Origin of the sequence: Streptomyces sp. NBC_01498 (assembly GCF_036327775.1) — a bacterium.
Classification (GTDB): Bacteria; Actinomycetota; Actinomycetes; order Streptomycetales; family Streptomycetaceae; genus Streptomyces.
Genome location: NZ_CP109598.1, coordinates 1,188,529 through 1,202,137, shown reverse-complemented (window position 1 = coordinate 1,202,137; position 13,609 = coordinate 1,188,529). Strand labels below are relative to the sequence as shown.

Below are 13,609 nucleotides of genomic sequence, written 5' to 3'. Positions count from 1 at the left end.
TTACCCGTGGCGTTCGTTGCCCCTACAGCCGAGCAGCTCGGCCTCTACCTGGGGCTGGGTGAGATCGAGGGTGATCGGGCCGATCTGCTGATCCAGCAGGCCGTGGCCCTGGCGCTGTCGGTGGTGAAGCCGCTTCCGGATGAGGCGACCGCGGTGGTGCTGTCGGTTGCGGGCCGCGCGTATGTGAACCCGCAGCAGGTGTCCTACGAGACGATTGGCCCCATGTCGGTGCAGCGCCCTCAGGGCTCTGGCGGCCTGTACTTGACGAAGGCCGACAAGGCTGCGCTCAAGTCGCTGGCTGGCCGCGGTGGCGCGTTCACCATGGACCCGACACCGGACACGGCGGATCCGTCGCCTACGTGGCCGCTTGACGGCGAGTTCTTCGACGACTTCGAGCCGGGGTGGACTTGATGCCCGCCCCGTACCCGTATGGGGAGACGGTGGTACGGCTGCGCCGCGGGCCCTCGCCCGGCAGGGACCCGCGGGGCCAGCCGATTCCCGGCCCCCTGCTGGAGGAGCCGTTCCCTGGGTGTGTGGTGGCGCCTCGCGCTGAGACGCCGACCGTGGGCGGTGACCAGCAGCAGGCCAGGGACACGGTGATCGTCGGCTACACGGTGTACGCCCCTGCCGGCTCCGACTTCCTGACGACGGACCAGGTGCGCATCCGGGGCGAGATCTGCGAGATCACCGGCTTTCCCGGTGACTGGGGCCGCAACCCGTTCACGGGGCTGCATGGCCCGGTGCAGTTCGCAGCGGACCGGGTGACCGGCTAGCCGCGGGTCTGTTCGACGGCGGCCACGAGTTTCGCCGCCGCGTCGTTGGCGCTGCGGCGGATGGACAGGGAGTGCGGGTCGGAGTACGAGGGCCGGCCGCCGTCGAGGAGCCCTTTTGACTCTGGCGCGGGTGCGCTGCCGGGGAGGACGAACTGCAAGTACCCGTGGAAGGCCCAGCTGGCAGGCTTGAACCGGGTGCCGGTGACGTCGGCGGCCCGGATGCGGTATTCGCGGGCCTGCTGGCCGACTTCCTTCTTTCTGATGGTGATCCATTCACCGTCGAAGCTGATGTTCCCCATGACGCCTTTGACGTCCATGCCGCCCCCAGTTGAGTAGAGGTGGTCATGATGCCCGCGAAGTTCAAGATGTCCAAGAAGGGTGTCGGGCAGCTCCTTCGGTCCCGCATGATCCAGGCGGACATGCTGAACCGAGCGGAGAAGATCGAAGACCTAGCTGTTCTGATCGCCCCCGTGGGAAGTCCACCGGACCCGCACCCCGGCCTGTACAAGGCATCCTTCAAGGTCACAACGACGGCCCGTGGTGGTCGCCGTAAGGACCGGGCGACCGCCACAGTCACGAACACCGCCCCGCATGCCGCGCATGTGGAGTGGGGCACGGAGAAGACGCAGGCCCACCACATCCTGCTGCGGGCCGCCCAAGCGGGCGGTGGCTGATGGCGGCCGATGTCGGATCCGTGGACATCGAACTCGACCTGATCGAGTGGATTCAAGCGAAGACCGGCCCCTCGATCGTGGTTCGCGACGAGGTCGACAACAACCTCCTCGCCGAGCTGCCGACCATCCAGGTGCAGCGCATCCCCGGCGGTGGCGACGACGGCTTCCGGGTGGACTGGGCAATGGTCGACATCGACGTTTACGCAGCGACCCGCAGCGAGGCCATCGGCCTCGCGAAGTCGGTCCGCGGCTGGCTCCTTACGGAGCTGCGGGGATCGAAGACGAGCCGCGCCGTGTATGGGCGGATCCGATCCTCCCCGCCACCTGCCGTTCGCCCCTACGAGAACACGGGGCTCCGCCGCGTCGGAGCCACCTACGAGATCGCCTCTCACCCGGTTTCCTGACCGGTCGGGCCCGCGCCGCGCCCCTTTTCCCGCCCGTGCGCGGGCACTTCCATGTCTGGAGAAATCATGGTCAACATCACCCGCGCTGCCGATCTCACGATGGTCGGAGCGAACGGCGGGGCCTGGGTGGCCCCTGTCGGGACGCCAGCCCTGGACTCGCCGCTGACGCACCCCACCGATCCGTGGGCGGCGCTTGGCGCCATCTCGGACGACGGCCTGGTCAACGGCTGGGACGAGGAGTCGCAGGCGTTCACCCCGTGGGGCCTGACCTCGCCGTTCCGCACGCAGATCACCCGGTCGGTCCGCACGTTCTCCGCCACGATGTGGGAGACGTCGCGCCTGGCGGTCATGTCGCTGCACTACCGGCTGGACGAGGCGGACCTGGAGCCGGACGGCGAAGGTCTCACCAAGTTCGCCGAGACTGCGTCCCCGGTCCCAGACCGCCGCGCGTTCTGGTTCCTCGTCATCGACGGCGACAACATGCGCGGCTTCTACGTCCCCCAGGGCGAGATTTCGGAACGAAGTGACGTCACGTACAAGCAGGACGAGATCTCCGGTTTCGAGTGGACGATCACCACGTACCCGGACGAGGTGGGGAACACCGTCTACCACTGCGACAAGCTGCCGGTCACACCTGCTGACCCGCTGTCCTGAGCTGGATGGGCGGGCCGCATCCGTGGCGCGGGCCTGGCCCGCCCATCCTTCAACCCCCTTGCCCGCGCCGTGATTGAGGAGGCCCGCGCCGATGGCCGGGACAAGCCGCAAGACCACCCCCCGCAAGGCAACCACCCAACCGGTCCGCACCCCGCGCGAACTCGCCTCTGCGGTGCGCGAACCACAATCGGTCGACTACGAAGATGAGGACGAGGTTGACGCTGCGGAGGCGCAGCAGATCGAGGCTGAGGGCCACTTCGTGACGGCGATGCTCGCCGACGAGGAGATCCGCATCGTTCCGCCAGGGGCGTGGAGGCAGTCGTGGCAGACGGCCCTGTCCAACGCGCAGTTCACGTTCTTCGCAGAGCAGGTTGTCCACCCGGACGACCTCGACCTGTACTTCGAGATCGACCCGACGAACGACGAGTTCGAAGCGTTCGTGGCGGAGGCCGCCCGACGCGGTGGTGAGAGCCTGGGGAAATCTCGTGGACCCGCCACGTCGTCGCGACGCACTCGGAGGCGGTAGAGGGCGACTTGGCCTTCTACTACCCGCGCGACTCCGACCAGCTTGACGCCTTCTATCGCGGGGAGATGACCTCGCGGCGGCTGCGGGTGCTGATCGAGCGGCTGCCTTCGGAGTCGGCGACGATGACCGCACTGCGGAATGCCATGTCGCCGGAGGAGTACGAGGAGCAGTCCCAGAAGGGCGAACCCGAGAAGGGCCGCTGGTCTCAGCTTGAGCAACTGATGGCCACGGCCGTCGACGCGCTCAGAGACCTTCAGTACATCACCGTGATCGCCAGTGGTGACGGCAAGGGCAAGAAGCCCAAGCGTCCCCAGCCGATGCGGCGGCCGGGCGTCGGCGGGGCGAAGCCGCGCGAGGCGCTGACCGAGGCGCATGCCAACTTCCTGTTCAACATGATCAACGGCGACGGCGCGGCCTGACGCGCACGGGAGGAGACTCCCGTGGCAATCACCGTCGGGTCCGTCGAAGTCGACGTCATCCCGAACACGAGAGGCATCTACCAGCAGCTCCGCAGTGCCCTGGTTCCTGCCGCCACACGAGCAGGTGAGGACGCGGGCAGCGCCGCTGGCAGGTCGTTCGGACCGGCGATGCAACGCCAAGTCGGTGACGTGGGCCTGCGCATCGGCCAGCAGATCGGCTCGCAGATCGCTGCCCGTATCACTGCGGAGATCCGGGGCGCCCTGAGGAGCGGCATCACGCAGGGCGGAGCCGCAGCCCGCCCAGCCGCAACCCGGCAAGGGGCCGACGTCGGCGGCGCGTTCGCGCGGGCCGCCCGTGCACGAATCGAGGCCGCGTTCCGCACCCTGCCCGACATCACGGTCGGTGCGGACACCTCCGAGGCGGACTCGGATCTGCAGGCCCTCCGGGTGCGAATGGAGACCCTGGCAGGAAAGCGGATCGGTGTCGACATCGACGCGGAAGCCGCCCGCGCTGAGCTCACCGACATTGAGGAGCAGCTCCGCCGTCTCGGAGCTGCTCACCCGAATGTGACGGTGCGGGCCGACACGGCCAGGGCGCGCACGGAACTGGCGGCGGTCCGCGAGGAGATCGACCGGATCTCCGCCAACCCCGGCCACATTCGCCTGGAAACGGACGGCACCCTGGGGCAGCGCCTGCGGGCCGCCGTGGAGCAGGCCGAAGCGTCGCTGCCGAACATCAACATCGGCGCGGACACCACTCCGGCCCAGGTGGAGATCGCGCAACTGCGCTCCCAGTTGACCGCGTTCAAGGACCAGCGCATCGGCATCGATGTTGATGCCGCCACCGCCCTGGCCCGCATCAACGAGCTGACAGTCCGCTTGGAGCGGCTCTCCGCGTCGGATGCCGACGTGGCCGTGCGCGTCGACGCAGGCGCAGCCGCCGCCCAACTGGCTGTGGTGCAGGGGCTCGTTAGTCGTCTGGACGGTCAGATGGCTCGGGTCAACGTCGACACGTCAGGGGCACTCGGGGCGATCCTGCACCTGACCGCTGCCTTCGCCGGTCTCGCGGTCATCCCCGCGATCCCGATTCTGGCTGCGGGCATCGGCTCGATCGCCGCAGCGGGTGTCGCAGCCGGCGCCGGCATCGGGGCCCTGGCTGCCGTCGCGATCCCCGCGTTCGTCGGCATAGCCGGCGCTCTGCAGGCCCAGAAGGCTGCCCAGGACGCCGCCACCGCCGCCACCACTCAAGGCGAGCAGGCCAACTCCCAGGGCGCGTCGAGGGCGCTGCAAATGGCTGGCGCGCAGGCTGCTCTGGCGACGGCGGAACGCAACGGGGCCCGGCAGATCGCGCAGGCCCAGCAGCAGGTCCGGCAGGCGAAGCTGGCTGCGGCTGGTGCGATTGTGCAGGCGGCTCAGCGCAACGCGCAGGCCGCACGGGCGATCGAAGATGCCGAGCGCGCCCTGGCGCGCTCCCAGCAGGACGCCAAGCGCGCTCAGAAGGACCTCACTCAAGCCCGCCGCGACGCCGCAATGGAGCTTGAGGACCTCAACACGCGCCTCGCCGGTGCCCAGTTGTCGCAGCGTGACGCCGTGCTCGGCGTCCGGGAGGCGCAGGCCGCACTCAACCGGGCCCGCTCCGAGGACACTTCCGGCATCGACCTGGCCCGTGCCCAGCTGGCTTACGACCAGGCGGTGCAGCGCCTCAAGGAACAGACGACCGAGACGAAGCGCCTCAAGGCGGAGACGGCGGACGCCAACAAGGCCGGTGTCGAAGGGTCGGACACAGTCCGCTCCGCGCAAGACCGCCTGGTTCAGGCTCAGACGCAGGTCGCGGACAGCGCGCGAGGGGTGCGTGACGCACAGGCGGAGGCGGCCCGCACGCAGATCGAGACGGCCCGCCAGGTTGCCCAGGCGCAGGAGCGGGTGGGCGAGGCGACGGCGAACGTCGCGAACGCCCAGCAGGCCGCAGCGGACGCCGTGGCCGGTGCCCAGCGTCAGATCGCCTCCGCGTCGCTTTCGGCGGCCGGGGGTGTGGATCAGGCTGCCGTGGCGCAGGCCAAGTATCAGGCCGCGCTGGCGAAGCTCACTCCGTCGGCGCGGGAGACGTTCAATGCGTTCGTGTCGCTCCGGTCGGCGTTCGGGGCGTGGTCGAAGTCGCTCCAGCCTGCGGCGATGCCCATCTTCACGCGGGCCCTGGAGGGGCTGAAGAACAGCCTGCCGGGCTTGACGCCGTTCGTGCTGGCAGCGGCCCGCGGCATCGAGACCTTGCAGGACCAGGTCTCGCAGGGGTTCAAGTCGCCGTGGTGGAAACAGTTTCGGGACGAGTTGGCCGGCGCGGTTGAGCCGGCGATCGTCGGCGTGGGCGCTTCGTTCGGCCGGATCTTCAGGGGCATGGGCGGCATCGTCGACGCCTTCTTGCCGCACATGGACTCCATCTCGAACCGCATGCAGACCTTGACGGGGAGGTTTGCCGACTGGGGTACGGGCCTCAAGGGGTCTCCGCAGTTCGAGAAGTTCCTCGACTACTCGGCCCGCATGGGCCCGGTGCTGTCGGGTGCGCTCCGCGACATCGTGAACGCGGTCTACGAGATTTCGCGTGCGGCTTCACCGCTGTCGGGACCCGTTCTTCAGGCTTTGGGGGCGGCCGCTTCGGCAATTGGTGACATTGCCCGTGATCTGCCGTGGCTGATCCAGTTGCTGTACTCGGTGTGGATCGTCACGAAGCTGTGGGCGCTTGCCGTGATCGCCCTCAACTTGGCGATGTCGGCCAACCCGATCACTCTGATCATCATCGGGATCGTGGCACTCGTCGCCGCCGTGATCTACGCGTGGAAGAACTTCGGCTGGTTCCGCGATGTCGTGATGGCCGTCTGGAACGGCATCAAGGTCGCGGCCCTGTTCGTGTGGAACTCGGTACTGAAGCCGATCTTCAACGCGTTCGTTACGGCCTTCCGGGCGGTGGGGGCTGCGGCGTCCTGGCTGTGGACAACCGTCCTGAGCCCCGTGTTCGGCTTCATCGGCACGGCCGCCCGCATCCTCGCCACGGCCATCGTCACCATCTTCATTCTCCCGGTGATGCTCGCCCTGAAGATCATGGGCGCCCTGTTCACGTGGCTGTGGCAGCTCGTTCTGAAGCCCACGTTCGAGGGCATTGCGTGGCTGGCCATGTGGCTCTGGAACAACGCGATCAAGCCCGCATTCAACGGGATCATGATCGGCGTCCGGGCGGTCGGCTCCGCCGCGACCGCAGTCTGGAAGAACGTCCTCAAGCCCGCGTTCAACGGGATCGCCTGGCTCGGGAAGTGGCTGTGGAACACCATCCTCAAGCCAGTGTTCGACGCGATGAAGTCCGGCCTGCGTCTTGTCGGTGACGGCGCGAAGATCCTGTGGAACTCGGCGATCAAACCGGCGTTCAACGGGATCAAGAGTGTCATCTCCGGGGTGTGGAACAACGGCATCAAGCCCGTGTTCGACAAACTGAAGACCGCCGTTGGTCTGGTCGGCAAGGCCTTCGGCTCGGCCCGTGACGCCATCAAGCTGGCCTGGGACAAGGTCAAGGGGATCGCGCGGACACCCGTCCAATTCATCGTCGACACCGTCTACAACAAGGGCATCCGCGGGGTTTGGAACAAGGTGGCAAGCGCCTTCGGCGCCCCGTCACTGCCCAAGTTCACCTTCGCCAAGGGCGGCATCATGCCCGGCTACACGCCCGGCAAGGACGTCCACCGCTTCGTCTCGCCGACAGGCGGCCAGCTCGACCTGTCCGGCGGCGAGGCCATCATGCGCCCGGAGTTCACCCGCGCGGTGGGCCCCGGCTTCATCGCCACCATGAACAAGATCGCCTCCTCTCGCGGGTCGGTCGGCATCAAGAAGGCCCTGGCCCCCGAGCTGGGAGGCAACCCGACCCATCAGAAGTTCGCCGACGGCGGCATCTTCGGCTGGGTCGGAAAGGGCCTCAAGGGCGTCGGATCCGCCGCCTGGGACAAGATCAAGGACGGGGCTTCCTGGCTGAAGGACAGCCTGGAGGCGTCGGCACGGGCGGGTGTGAAGAACGTCGTCAACCCGCTGCTGAAGAACTTCCCGGGCGCCGACACCGGCTTCGGGAAGATGATCCGAAAGGTCCCCGACAAGATCCTGGACGCCCTGTTCGGGTACTCCGAAAAGGCCGACGACAAGGGCGCGGCAGGTGTCGGCGGTCCCAAGATTCAGTCCGCCCTCAAGTGGGCCAAGACCCAGAACGGGCTCCCGTACCAATGGGGCGGCAACGGCAACCCGTCGTGGGACTGCTCCGGGCTGGTCAGCGCCATCGAGTCGAAGATCCGGGGCCAGAAGCCCCACCGCAGGTGGGCCACCGGGGCGTTCTCCGGGAAGACGGCGCCTCCCGGATGGGCGTTGAACGGCAAGTCGCCGTTCACGATCGGCATCACCAACGCGGGCGTCGGCCACACGGCGGGAACCTTGGGCGGCACGAACGTCGAGTCGCGCGGCGGCGACGGCGTCGTCATCGGCAAGAGGGCGCGCGGCGCCAAGGACCGGATGTGGACCCACCGGTACGGCTTCATGCCCGGCAAGTACGACGAGGGCGGCTACCTGCCCACCGGGCTGTCCACGGTCTTCAACGGCACCGGCCGGCCCGAACCTGTGTTCACGTCGCAGCAGGCTGCGGCACTCACCTCGAAGGCGTTCGATCCGGGGGTGGGCGACCTGTCGGTGAAGGTGTTCGTCGGCGCCGAGGAGTTGTCGCACATTGCCCGGACCGAGGTCAGGCGGGCGAACGGTGAACTTGTGCAGGTCCTGGATGCTGGAGGGGGGATGTAGTGGCGATCCCCGGCAACTTCCTCAGCGCGGTGACGGAGTCCGTCGACCCGAACACGAGTGGGTGGACTCCGCTTCTGAACTGCACTTTGTCGAAGGGCACCGGCGGACGGAATGGTGACGGGGTCCTGGCCGTGAAAAGCGCGGTGTCCGGGGAGATGCGGGCCCGCACCGTGTCCTCCTACACCGTCACACCCGGCGTCACCTACCAGACGTTCGCGGACGCGTCCGGGGCCACGGTCCCAGAGCGGATCGGGATCCGTTGGCTGAGTGCGAGCAGCACGGAGCTGAGCATCACGTGGTCGCTCACTACTGCGTCAGCGTCAGCGACCTGGCACCGGATCGGCGTCGCAGGCCCCGCGCCTACCGGTGCTGTCCGCGCGCAGGTAGTGGTCTCGTCATCCCCGGTAGCTGGGGCAGTCAGCAGCTATTTCGAGAACGTCTACTTGGGGCTCCCGATTCGCTCCGTTGGGAACCTTCTTCCTTTCGGAACCGAGTCGTTCGAGATCGACGCCTCCGGGTGGACGTCCGAACTTAACGCCACCATCGGCCGGGCGGCACCGGCAGTCCAGTGGCCGGTGGGCTGGTACTACTCCGGCGGCGCGATCCTTACCGTTACAGCCGTCGCGAACGGAGACATGGCGGCCCGCACGGTAGAGCGCCCCGTCGTCACCCAGGGCATCGAATACACGGCCTACTGCTACCTCGGTCCGCCAACGACTGGAGCGGATACGTGGATTGAGCTGCGGTTCTACGACGGCACGAACGCGCAGCTGGCGGCCACGCGCGGTGAGCTGGCGCCTGCGAGCACCGGGTACCAGCGACAGAAGGTGTCCGCCGTGGCGCCGGCGGGGTCGGTTGCCTGCGGTGTCACGGTGGGCATGGACGGCGCCACAGCCGCCCAGGTGCTGCGCATTGACCAGGTCGTCGTCACCGCCGCACAGGAGATTCAGGCCGGCAGCGTGCTGCGCTACGCCGACGCCTCGTTCGAGCAGGGCATCGCCGGGTGGACCAAGACCGCCGGTGTGGCGACGGTCGCCCGCTCCACCCCCTGGGGCGCCTACTCGACGGACGGCTCCTACGCGCTCACCGTCACCTCCGCCACCGCGACCGCCAGCACCATCCGCAGCGCGAAGTTTCCGCTGCCGACAGGTAGCAGCGGGCGGGACTTCCGGGTGGCGTATTCCGAGCAAGTAACCGCCGGATCATGGACTATCACCCGCGGCATCAGGTGGTACGACGCTACCAACACCGACCTCGGCCTCACTGGCTCCAGCGCAAGCGCTGCCCCCGCGCCCGGATGGTGGCGGTTGTCGCGCGACCAGACAGCCCCGGTGGGGGCGGCACAGGCGGCTGTCGAGCTGACGCTTACGGCTGGAGCGGTTAACTCCGTGATCCGTCTGGACGCTGTGGCCCTGTGGCAGGCGCTCCCGCTGATGACGGTCGTCGCGCAGGACACCACCGCCTCGGTGACAGTGACGCTGCGGGAACTGCCGCTGGACCACTTGATCAAAGTGCAGCGGGTCACCTCAGACGGCGCACGCACGCTGGTGCGCGGGCCGGGCGGTCTTCTTGACGGCACGGTCACGATCTCGTCCGACCAGATGGTCATCGAGGACTACGAGGCGCCGCTCCTCACGCCGGTCCGATATGTGGTCGAGATCATCGATCCGGTGGACCTCGGTCGCGAGTTCCGGCAGCTTGATGCGACGGCGACGATCCCACACGACGACATCAACATCGCGTGGCTGAAGGATCCCGGCAACCCGCAGCGGAACACCAAGGTCATGGTGCAGTCCGGGGGCGCCCCGAACTGGTCGCGGCCCATCGAACAGGGCGTTCACCGGATCGCCGGCCGCCGGAACGCCGTCGTCCTCTCGGGGACCCGCGGCGGACTCGAAGGCGATCTCAATATCTGGACGCGCAGCGACGAAGAACGGCGCACGCTCCACTGGCTCCTCGACTCGGGCAACACGCTCCTGTGGCAGGCCGTCCCTAGCATGGGCGTCTCCGACATGTACGTCACCGTCGGCGCCATCACCGAAGGTCGCATTGGCGGCCCCGCGACCGAGGTGTGGCGGGACTGGACACTTCCCCTGACCGAGGCGGACATGCCCGTCACCACGGGCGTCAGCGGCAGCGCGGGCCGCACCTGGCAGGACATCTTGTCGGAGTTCGCGACATGGCAGGAAGTCCTCGATACCTACACCACCTGGGAAGACGTATTTTTGGACCGCCGGATCGGAGGGTGATCGTGTATCCCGTCTCGGGCCGCTTCCTGCCGCGACTTGCGGAGCCGCACCGTGTCGTGACCGAGGTGGTTCTCTTCCGCCCGGACGGTGGTGTCGAGCTGCTGCCGCACACCGGCGGCAGTGTGACCGTGGACCGCGGGCAGGCGGTGCGCCGCACGTGCACCGTCATCATGGCCGACGTGAGCCTGATCCCGCGCACCGAGGCCGACAAGATCAGCGTCTACGGCGCCAAGCTGCGTGTCAGCCGCGGCGTGGACTATGGAGACGGCACGCAGGAACTCGTCCCGCTCGGCGTGTTCCGGCTCGACGAGGGCGACGGCGACCCGGTCTTCGGGCCGGCGACCCTCGCGGGCAAGTCGCTGGAATGCGTCGTCTCGGACGACCGGTTCACCGAGCCGTACACGGCGTCCGGCACGGTCGGGTCGGCCATCGGCGCCCTGGTGCGCAGGTCCATCCCGGACGCGGAGATCCTGCTCGCCGTGGCGGACGCCGCCATAGGGTCTCGCACCTGGGACGTAGAAGCCGACCCATGGACCGCCGCACAGGAGATCGCTGCGGCGGCCGGAGCCGAGTGCTACACAAACGCCGACGGCGTGTTCGTGATCGCGACCTTGCCTGATCCGCTGACCACCGAACCGGTGTGGACCGTAGGCGCTGGCGAGGGCGGCGTGTACCTCAAGGGCACCCGCGGCATGTCGTCCGCCGGAGTCTTCAACGGGGTGCTGGCCCGTGGCGAGAACGTCGCGGACGGCGTCGCGGCGTCGCGCTGGCTTGCCACCGACGACGACCCCGGCAGCCCCACCTACTGGGCCGGGCCGTTCGGGCACCGGCCCACCTTCTACTCCTCAAGCACCCTGACCAGCAGCGGAGCTTGCCGACTTGCCGCCGAGCTGAAGCTCCGAGCCGCCCGCGCGCCGAACGCCAAGGGGGACTTCAGCTCGCTGCCCAACCCTGCCTTGGAGCCGGGCGATGTGCTGCGAGTCATCCACCCGGACGGGTCGAAAGAGCTGCACCAGGTGCAGAGCTTCACCGTGCCGCTGGAGGTCGCCGGGGACTTCCCGATCACGACCATCGGCGCCAAGGAGGACTCATGACGAGCTCCGCCGACCTTGCTGCCGCACTGAAGCGGCGCACTGTCCGCGCCGTAGAGGGAACGCCCTCGGCCCGCGGCGGCGACTGGCGTACGGCGATCGTCGCCGCAGTCACCGCAGGGGGCACTGTCGCCACGGACGACGGGATCGTGGTCCGGCAGTTGGAGTCGTACCGGAACCCGATCATCGGCGACACGATCGTCATCGCCCGCTCCGGGTCTGGCAACTGGGTGGCGCACGGCCGGCTGGCGACCTCGACGGATGTCCCGTGGGCCGCGTACACGTGCGCGTGGACAGCGGCCACCACGAACCCCGTCATCGGCAACGGCACCCGCACGGCCAGGGTCTCCCTGAACGGCAAGTCGGCAACCGTCGCAGTGCGTATCGCACCGGGCTCGACCACCACTTTCGGATCCGGCAACTACAGCTTCAGCCTCCCGTATCCGTCGGCCGCCGACGTCGTGGAGTACACCGGCGCAGCGCGCCTCACGGCCGGGTCGACGTACATCGGGCAGACCTACGCGACAGCCGGCGCGAGCACTTTCACCGCCACCTTCCCCACGGCAGCGACGCCTGCGAACGCCACGAACATGTCGCCCACCACGCCGGCCACGCTGGCGAACGGCCACATCCTCCGCATGAGCCTCACCTACCAGATCGCCTAGAAGGGGGCTCGCGTGCCCACGGAAGATCAGTACGACCAGGACGTGATGATCGCGTCCTTGCAGGACGTGCCGGACGCCGCGACGCTGGCGTCGGCCATCGCCAACGCCCTTGCCGCGAAGGTCAACATGTCCTTCGCCAGCACCTCGGCGCGGGCCGCGACCCTGACATCCCCGGTGGAGGGGATGGAGGTGTGGCTGCGGGACGTAAACCAGAAGTGGATCTATGACGGGACTGCCTGGCGGCAGATGACCATCGGCGTTACGGACACCGTCTCCGACCAGCAGTCGTCGTCATACGACGTGCTGTCGACCAGCTACACGACGACCGCATCATCCGGGACCTACGCGCACTGCCAGGTCGTTTTCACCGCCCCGGTGACCGGCAAGGTGGAGATCAAGACCTCGGCCCGCATGATCAACGAAACGTCGACATCCGGCTGCCTGGTCGCCCCTCAGACCCGATCGGGCGGAACCCCCGGCAGTGGGTCGATCATCGAGGACGCATCCGACGGACTCGGTCCGAGCAACTACGGCAACACATTCTCTCGCCACGGAGTGAGTCATCTCCTGACCGGTCTTACGCCCGGCTCCGTGTACAACACCCGCCTCCTCCACCGGACTTCAGTGACGGCGGCAACCGCCACCTTCGCGCTCCGTGAGCTGATTGTGAGCCCCGCATCATGACCGTCATCAGCACCGATGGCCTGGCTCTCGCAGCCGAGTGGGGAACCGACGAGGTCACCGCCAGCACGCTGCCCGTGGACCTGTCCACGTCGACGTACCGGACCGTATCGCGGCTCATCATCCCGGCCGCAGCAGGGGACGTCCTCTCGGTCAACGCCCGCGCCAGGGTCACCAACGACACTGGACGCAACCGCGGGGAACCCGGCTATACCGTCGGCGTCGGCTACCACCTGTGGGCCTACGACTGCGACAGCGGCCAGGGAACAGCCGGGCCGTGGACGCGGATCTCCAGCTACAACGGGGACAACGTCAGCCGCGACCGGCATCACATGCCGCTGCACATCACCACCACTTGGCGGGTGCCCGCGACTTGGCCGGATGGTCACCGAATCGTCGTCGTCCTGCGGGCAGACGCCCACTCCACCGCCTGGCGGTCCGGCGACATTCTCACGGTGGACCAGGAGTATGGACACCTCGCAGTACGGCGCTGGACGGGGAGCGATGTCTGACGACACCAACGAGCAGCCGGTGATCCGCCGCCTCGAACACGGCGCAGCCGACCTCGACACCCTCGTGGACCTCGGCATGGCCGAGGAGCCGCCGGTGCCGACCGAGAAGCCGCCGCCCGCGTAACCCACCCGCATCCCGAGCC

The 13,609-nt window shown here is 68.2% G+C and carries 15 protein-coding genes; 14 read left to right on the top strand and 1 reads right to left on the bottom strand.

The features are described 5' to 3' along the window. The first annotated feature begins 6 nt into the window (after positions 1-6). Both OG875_RS04735 and OG875_RS04730 read left to right on the top strand, forming a co-directional pair. Positions 7-411 carry a hypothetical protein gene (locus tag OG875_RS04735; RefSeq protein WP_330172952.1) on the top strand — a complete coding sequence of 135 codons (405 nt, stop codon included), beginning with the start codon at positions 7-9 and terminating at the stop codon, positions 409-411. 125 nt (positions 412-536) lie between these two features. Then, positions 537-773, top strand: a complete 237-nt coding sequence (locus OG875_RS04730) for a hypothetical protein (protein WP_330172951.1) — start codon at positions 537-539, stop codon at positions 771-773. Here the strand turns inward: OG875_RS04730 and OG875_RS04725 are convergent. Further along, positions 770-1,090, bottom strand: coding sequence for a DUF4429 domain-containing protein (locus OG875_RS04725; RefSeq protein WP_330172950.1), 321 nt, complete (start codon positions 1,088-1,090; stop codon positions 770-772). The genes OG875_RS04730 and OG875_RS04725 overlap by 4 nt on opposite strands. A 27-nt stretch (positions 1,091-1,117) precedes the next feature. On the opposite strand from OG875_RS04725, the gene OG875_RS04720 reads away from it, so the two are divergent. The 12 genes from OG875_RS04720 to OG875_RS04665 all read left to right on the top strand — a co-directional run bounded on the left by OG875_RS04720 (position 1,118) and on the right by OG875_RS04665 (position 13,590). Beyond that, complete coding sequence (locus OG875_RS04720) at positions 1,118-1,447, top strand: HK97 gp10 family phage protein (protein WP_330172949.1); 330 nt, start codon at positions 1,118-1,120, stop codon at positions 1,445-1,447. Beyond that, the gene (locus tag OG875_RS04715; RefSeq protein ID WP_443079064.1) at positions 1,447-1,851 is read left to right on the top strand and encodes a hypothetical protein; all 405 of its coding nucleotides are present in this window, start codon (positions 1,447-1,449) and stop codon (positions 1,849-1,851) included. The genes OG875_RS04720 and OG875_RS04715 overlap by 1 nt, the downstream gene beginning before the upstream one ends. Before the next feature lie 51 nt (positions 1,852-1,902). Next, positions 1,903-2,505 (top strand): phage tail tube protein, encoded by a 603-nt coding sequence (locus OG875_RS04710; RefSeq protein ID WP_330172947.1) that lies wholly within the window; start codon positions 1,903-1,905, stop codon positions 2,503-2,505. Positions 2,506-2,596: 91 nt separating this feature from the next. Further along, the gene (locus OG875_RS04705) at positions 2,597-3,031 is read left to right on the top strand and encodes a hypothetical protein (RefSeq protein WP_330172946.1); all 435 of its coding nucleotides are present in this window, start codon (positions 2,597-2,599) and stop codon (positions 3,029-3,031) included. Between the two features lie 8 nt (positions 3,032-3,039). Beyond that, positions 3,040-3,450, top strand: coding sequence for a hypothetical protein (locus tag OG875_RS04700; protein ID WP_330172945.1), 411 nt, complete (start codon positions 3,040-3,042; stop codon positions 3,448-3,450). Between the two features lie 21 nt (positions 3,451-3,471). Beyond that, positions 3,472-8,268 (top strand): hypothetical protein, encoded by a 4,797-nt coding sequence (locus OG875_RS04695; protein ID WP_330172944.1) that lies wholly within the window; start codon positions 3,472-3,474, stop codon positions 8,266-8,268. Further along, positions 8,268-10,517 (top strand): hypothetical protein, encoded by a 2,250-nt coding sequence (locus OG875_RS04690; RefSeq protein WP_330172943.1) that lies wholly within the window; start codon positions 8,268-8,270, stop codon positions 10,515-10,517. Before OG875_RS04695 ends, OG875_RS04690 begins: the two co-directional genes overlap by 1 nt. A gap of 56 nt (positions 10,518-10,573) precedes the next feature. Then, positions 10,574-11,611 carry a DUF5047 domain-containing protein gene (locus tag OG875_RS04685; RefSeq protein WP_330172942.1) on the top strand — a complete coding sequence of 346 codons (1,038 nt, stop codon included), beginning with the start codon at positions 10,574-10,576 and terminating at the stop codon, positions 11,609-11,611. Further along, the gene (locus OG875_RS04680; RefSeq protein ID WP_330172941.1) at positions 11,608-12,273 is read left to right on the top strand and encodes a hypothetical protein; all 666 of its coding nucleotides are present in this window, start codon (positions 11,608-11,610) and stop codon (positions 12,271-12,273) included. The genes OG875_RS04685 and OG875_RS04680 overlap by 4 nt, the downstream gene beginning before the upstream one ends. 12 nt (positions 12,274-12,285) lie before the next feature. Then, positions 12,286-12,957 carry a hypothetical protein gene (locus OG875_RS04675; protein WP_330172940.1) on the top strand — a complete coding sequence of 224 codons (672 nt, stop codon included), beginning with the start codon at positions 12,286-12,288 and terminating at the stop codon, positions 12,955-12,957. Next, entirely contained in the window at positions 12,954-13,466 is a 513-nt protein-coding gene (locus OG875_RS04670) for a hypothetical protein (RefSeq protein WP_330172939.1), read from the top strand. Before OG875_RS04675 ends, OG875_RS04670 begins: the two co-directional genes overlap by 4 nt. Beyond that, positions 13,459-13,590 carry a hypothetical protein gene (locus OG875_RS04665; protein ID WP_330172938.1) on the top strand — a complete coding sequence of 44 codons (132 nt, stop codon included), beginning with the start codon at positions 13,459-13,461 and terminating at the stop codon, positions 13,588-13,590. Before OG875_RS04670 ends, OG875_RS04665 begins: the two co-directional genes overlap by 8 nt. The last annotated feature ends 19 nt before the right edge of the window (positions 13,591-13,609 follow it).

Excerpts from the sequence above, each read along its gene's own strand:
- OG875_RS04725 (WP_330172950.1), bottom strand. The coding sequence starts at position 1,090 with ATGGACGTCAAAGGCGTCATGGGGAACATCAGCTTCGACGGTGAATGG.
- OG875_RS04720 (WP_330172949.1), top strand. The coding sequence starts at position 1,118 with ATGATGCCCGCGAAGTTCAAGATGTCCAAGAAGGGTGTCGGGCAGCTC.
- OG875_RS04715 (WP_443079064.1), top strand. The coding sequence starts at position 1,447 with ATGGCGGCCGATGTCGGATCCGTGGACATCGAACTCGACCTGATCGAG.
- OG875_RS04710 (WP_330172947.1), top strand. The coding sequence starts at position 1,903 with ATGTCTGGAGAAATCATGGTCAACATCACCCGCGCTGCCGATCTCACG.
- OG875_RS04705 (WP_330172946.1), top strand. The coding sequence starts at position 2,597 with ATGGCCGGGACAAGCCGCAAGACCACCCCCCGCAAGGCAACCACCCAA.
- OG875_RS04680 (WP_330172941.1), top strand. The coding sequence starts at position 11,608 with ATGACGAGCTCCGCCGACCTTGCTGCCGCACTGAAGCGGCGCACTGTC.
- OG875_RS04670 (WP_330172939.1), top strand. The coding sequence starts at position 12,954 with ATGACCGTCATCAGCACCGATGGCCTGGCTCTCGCAGCCGAGTGGGGA.
- OG875_RS04665 (WP_330172938.1), top strand. The coding sequence starts at position 13,459 with ATGTCTGACGACACCAACGAGCAGCCGGTGATCCGCCGCCTCGAACAC.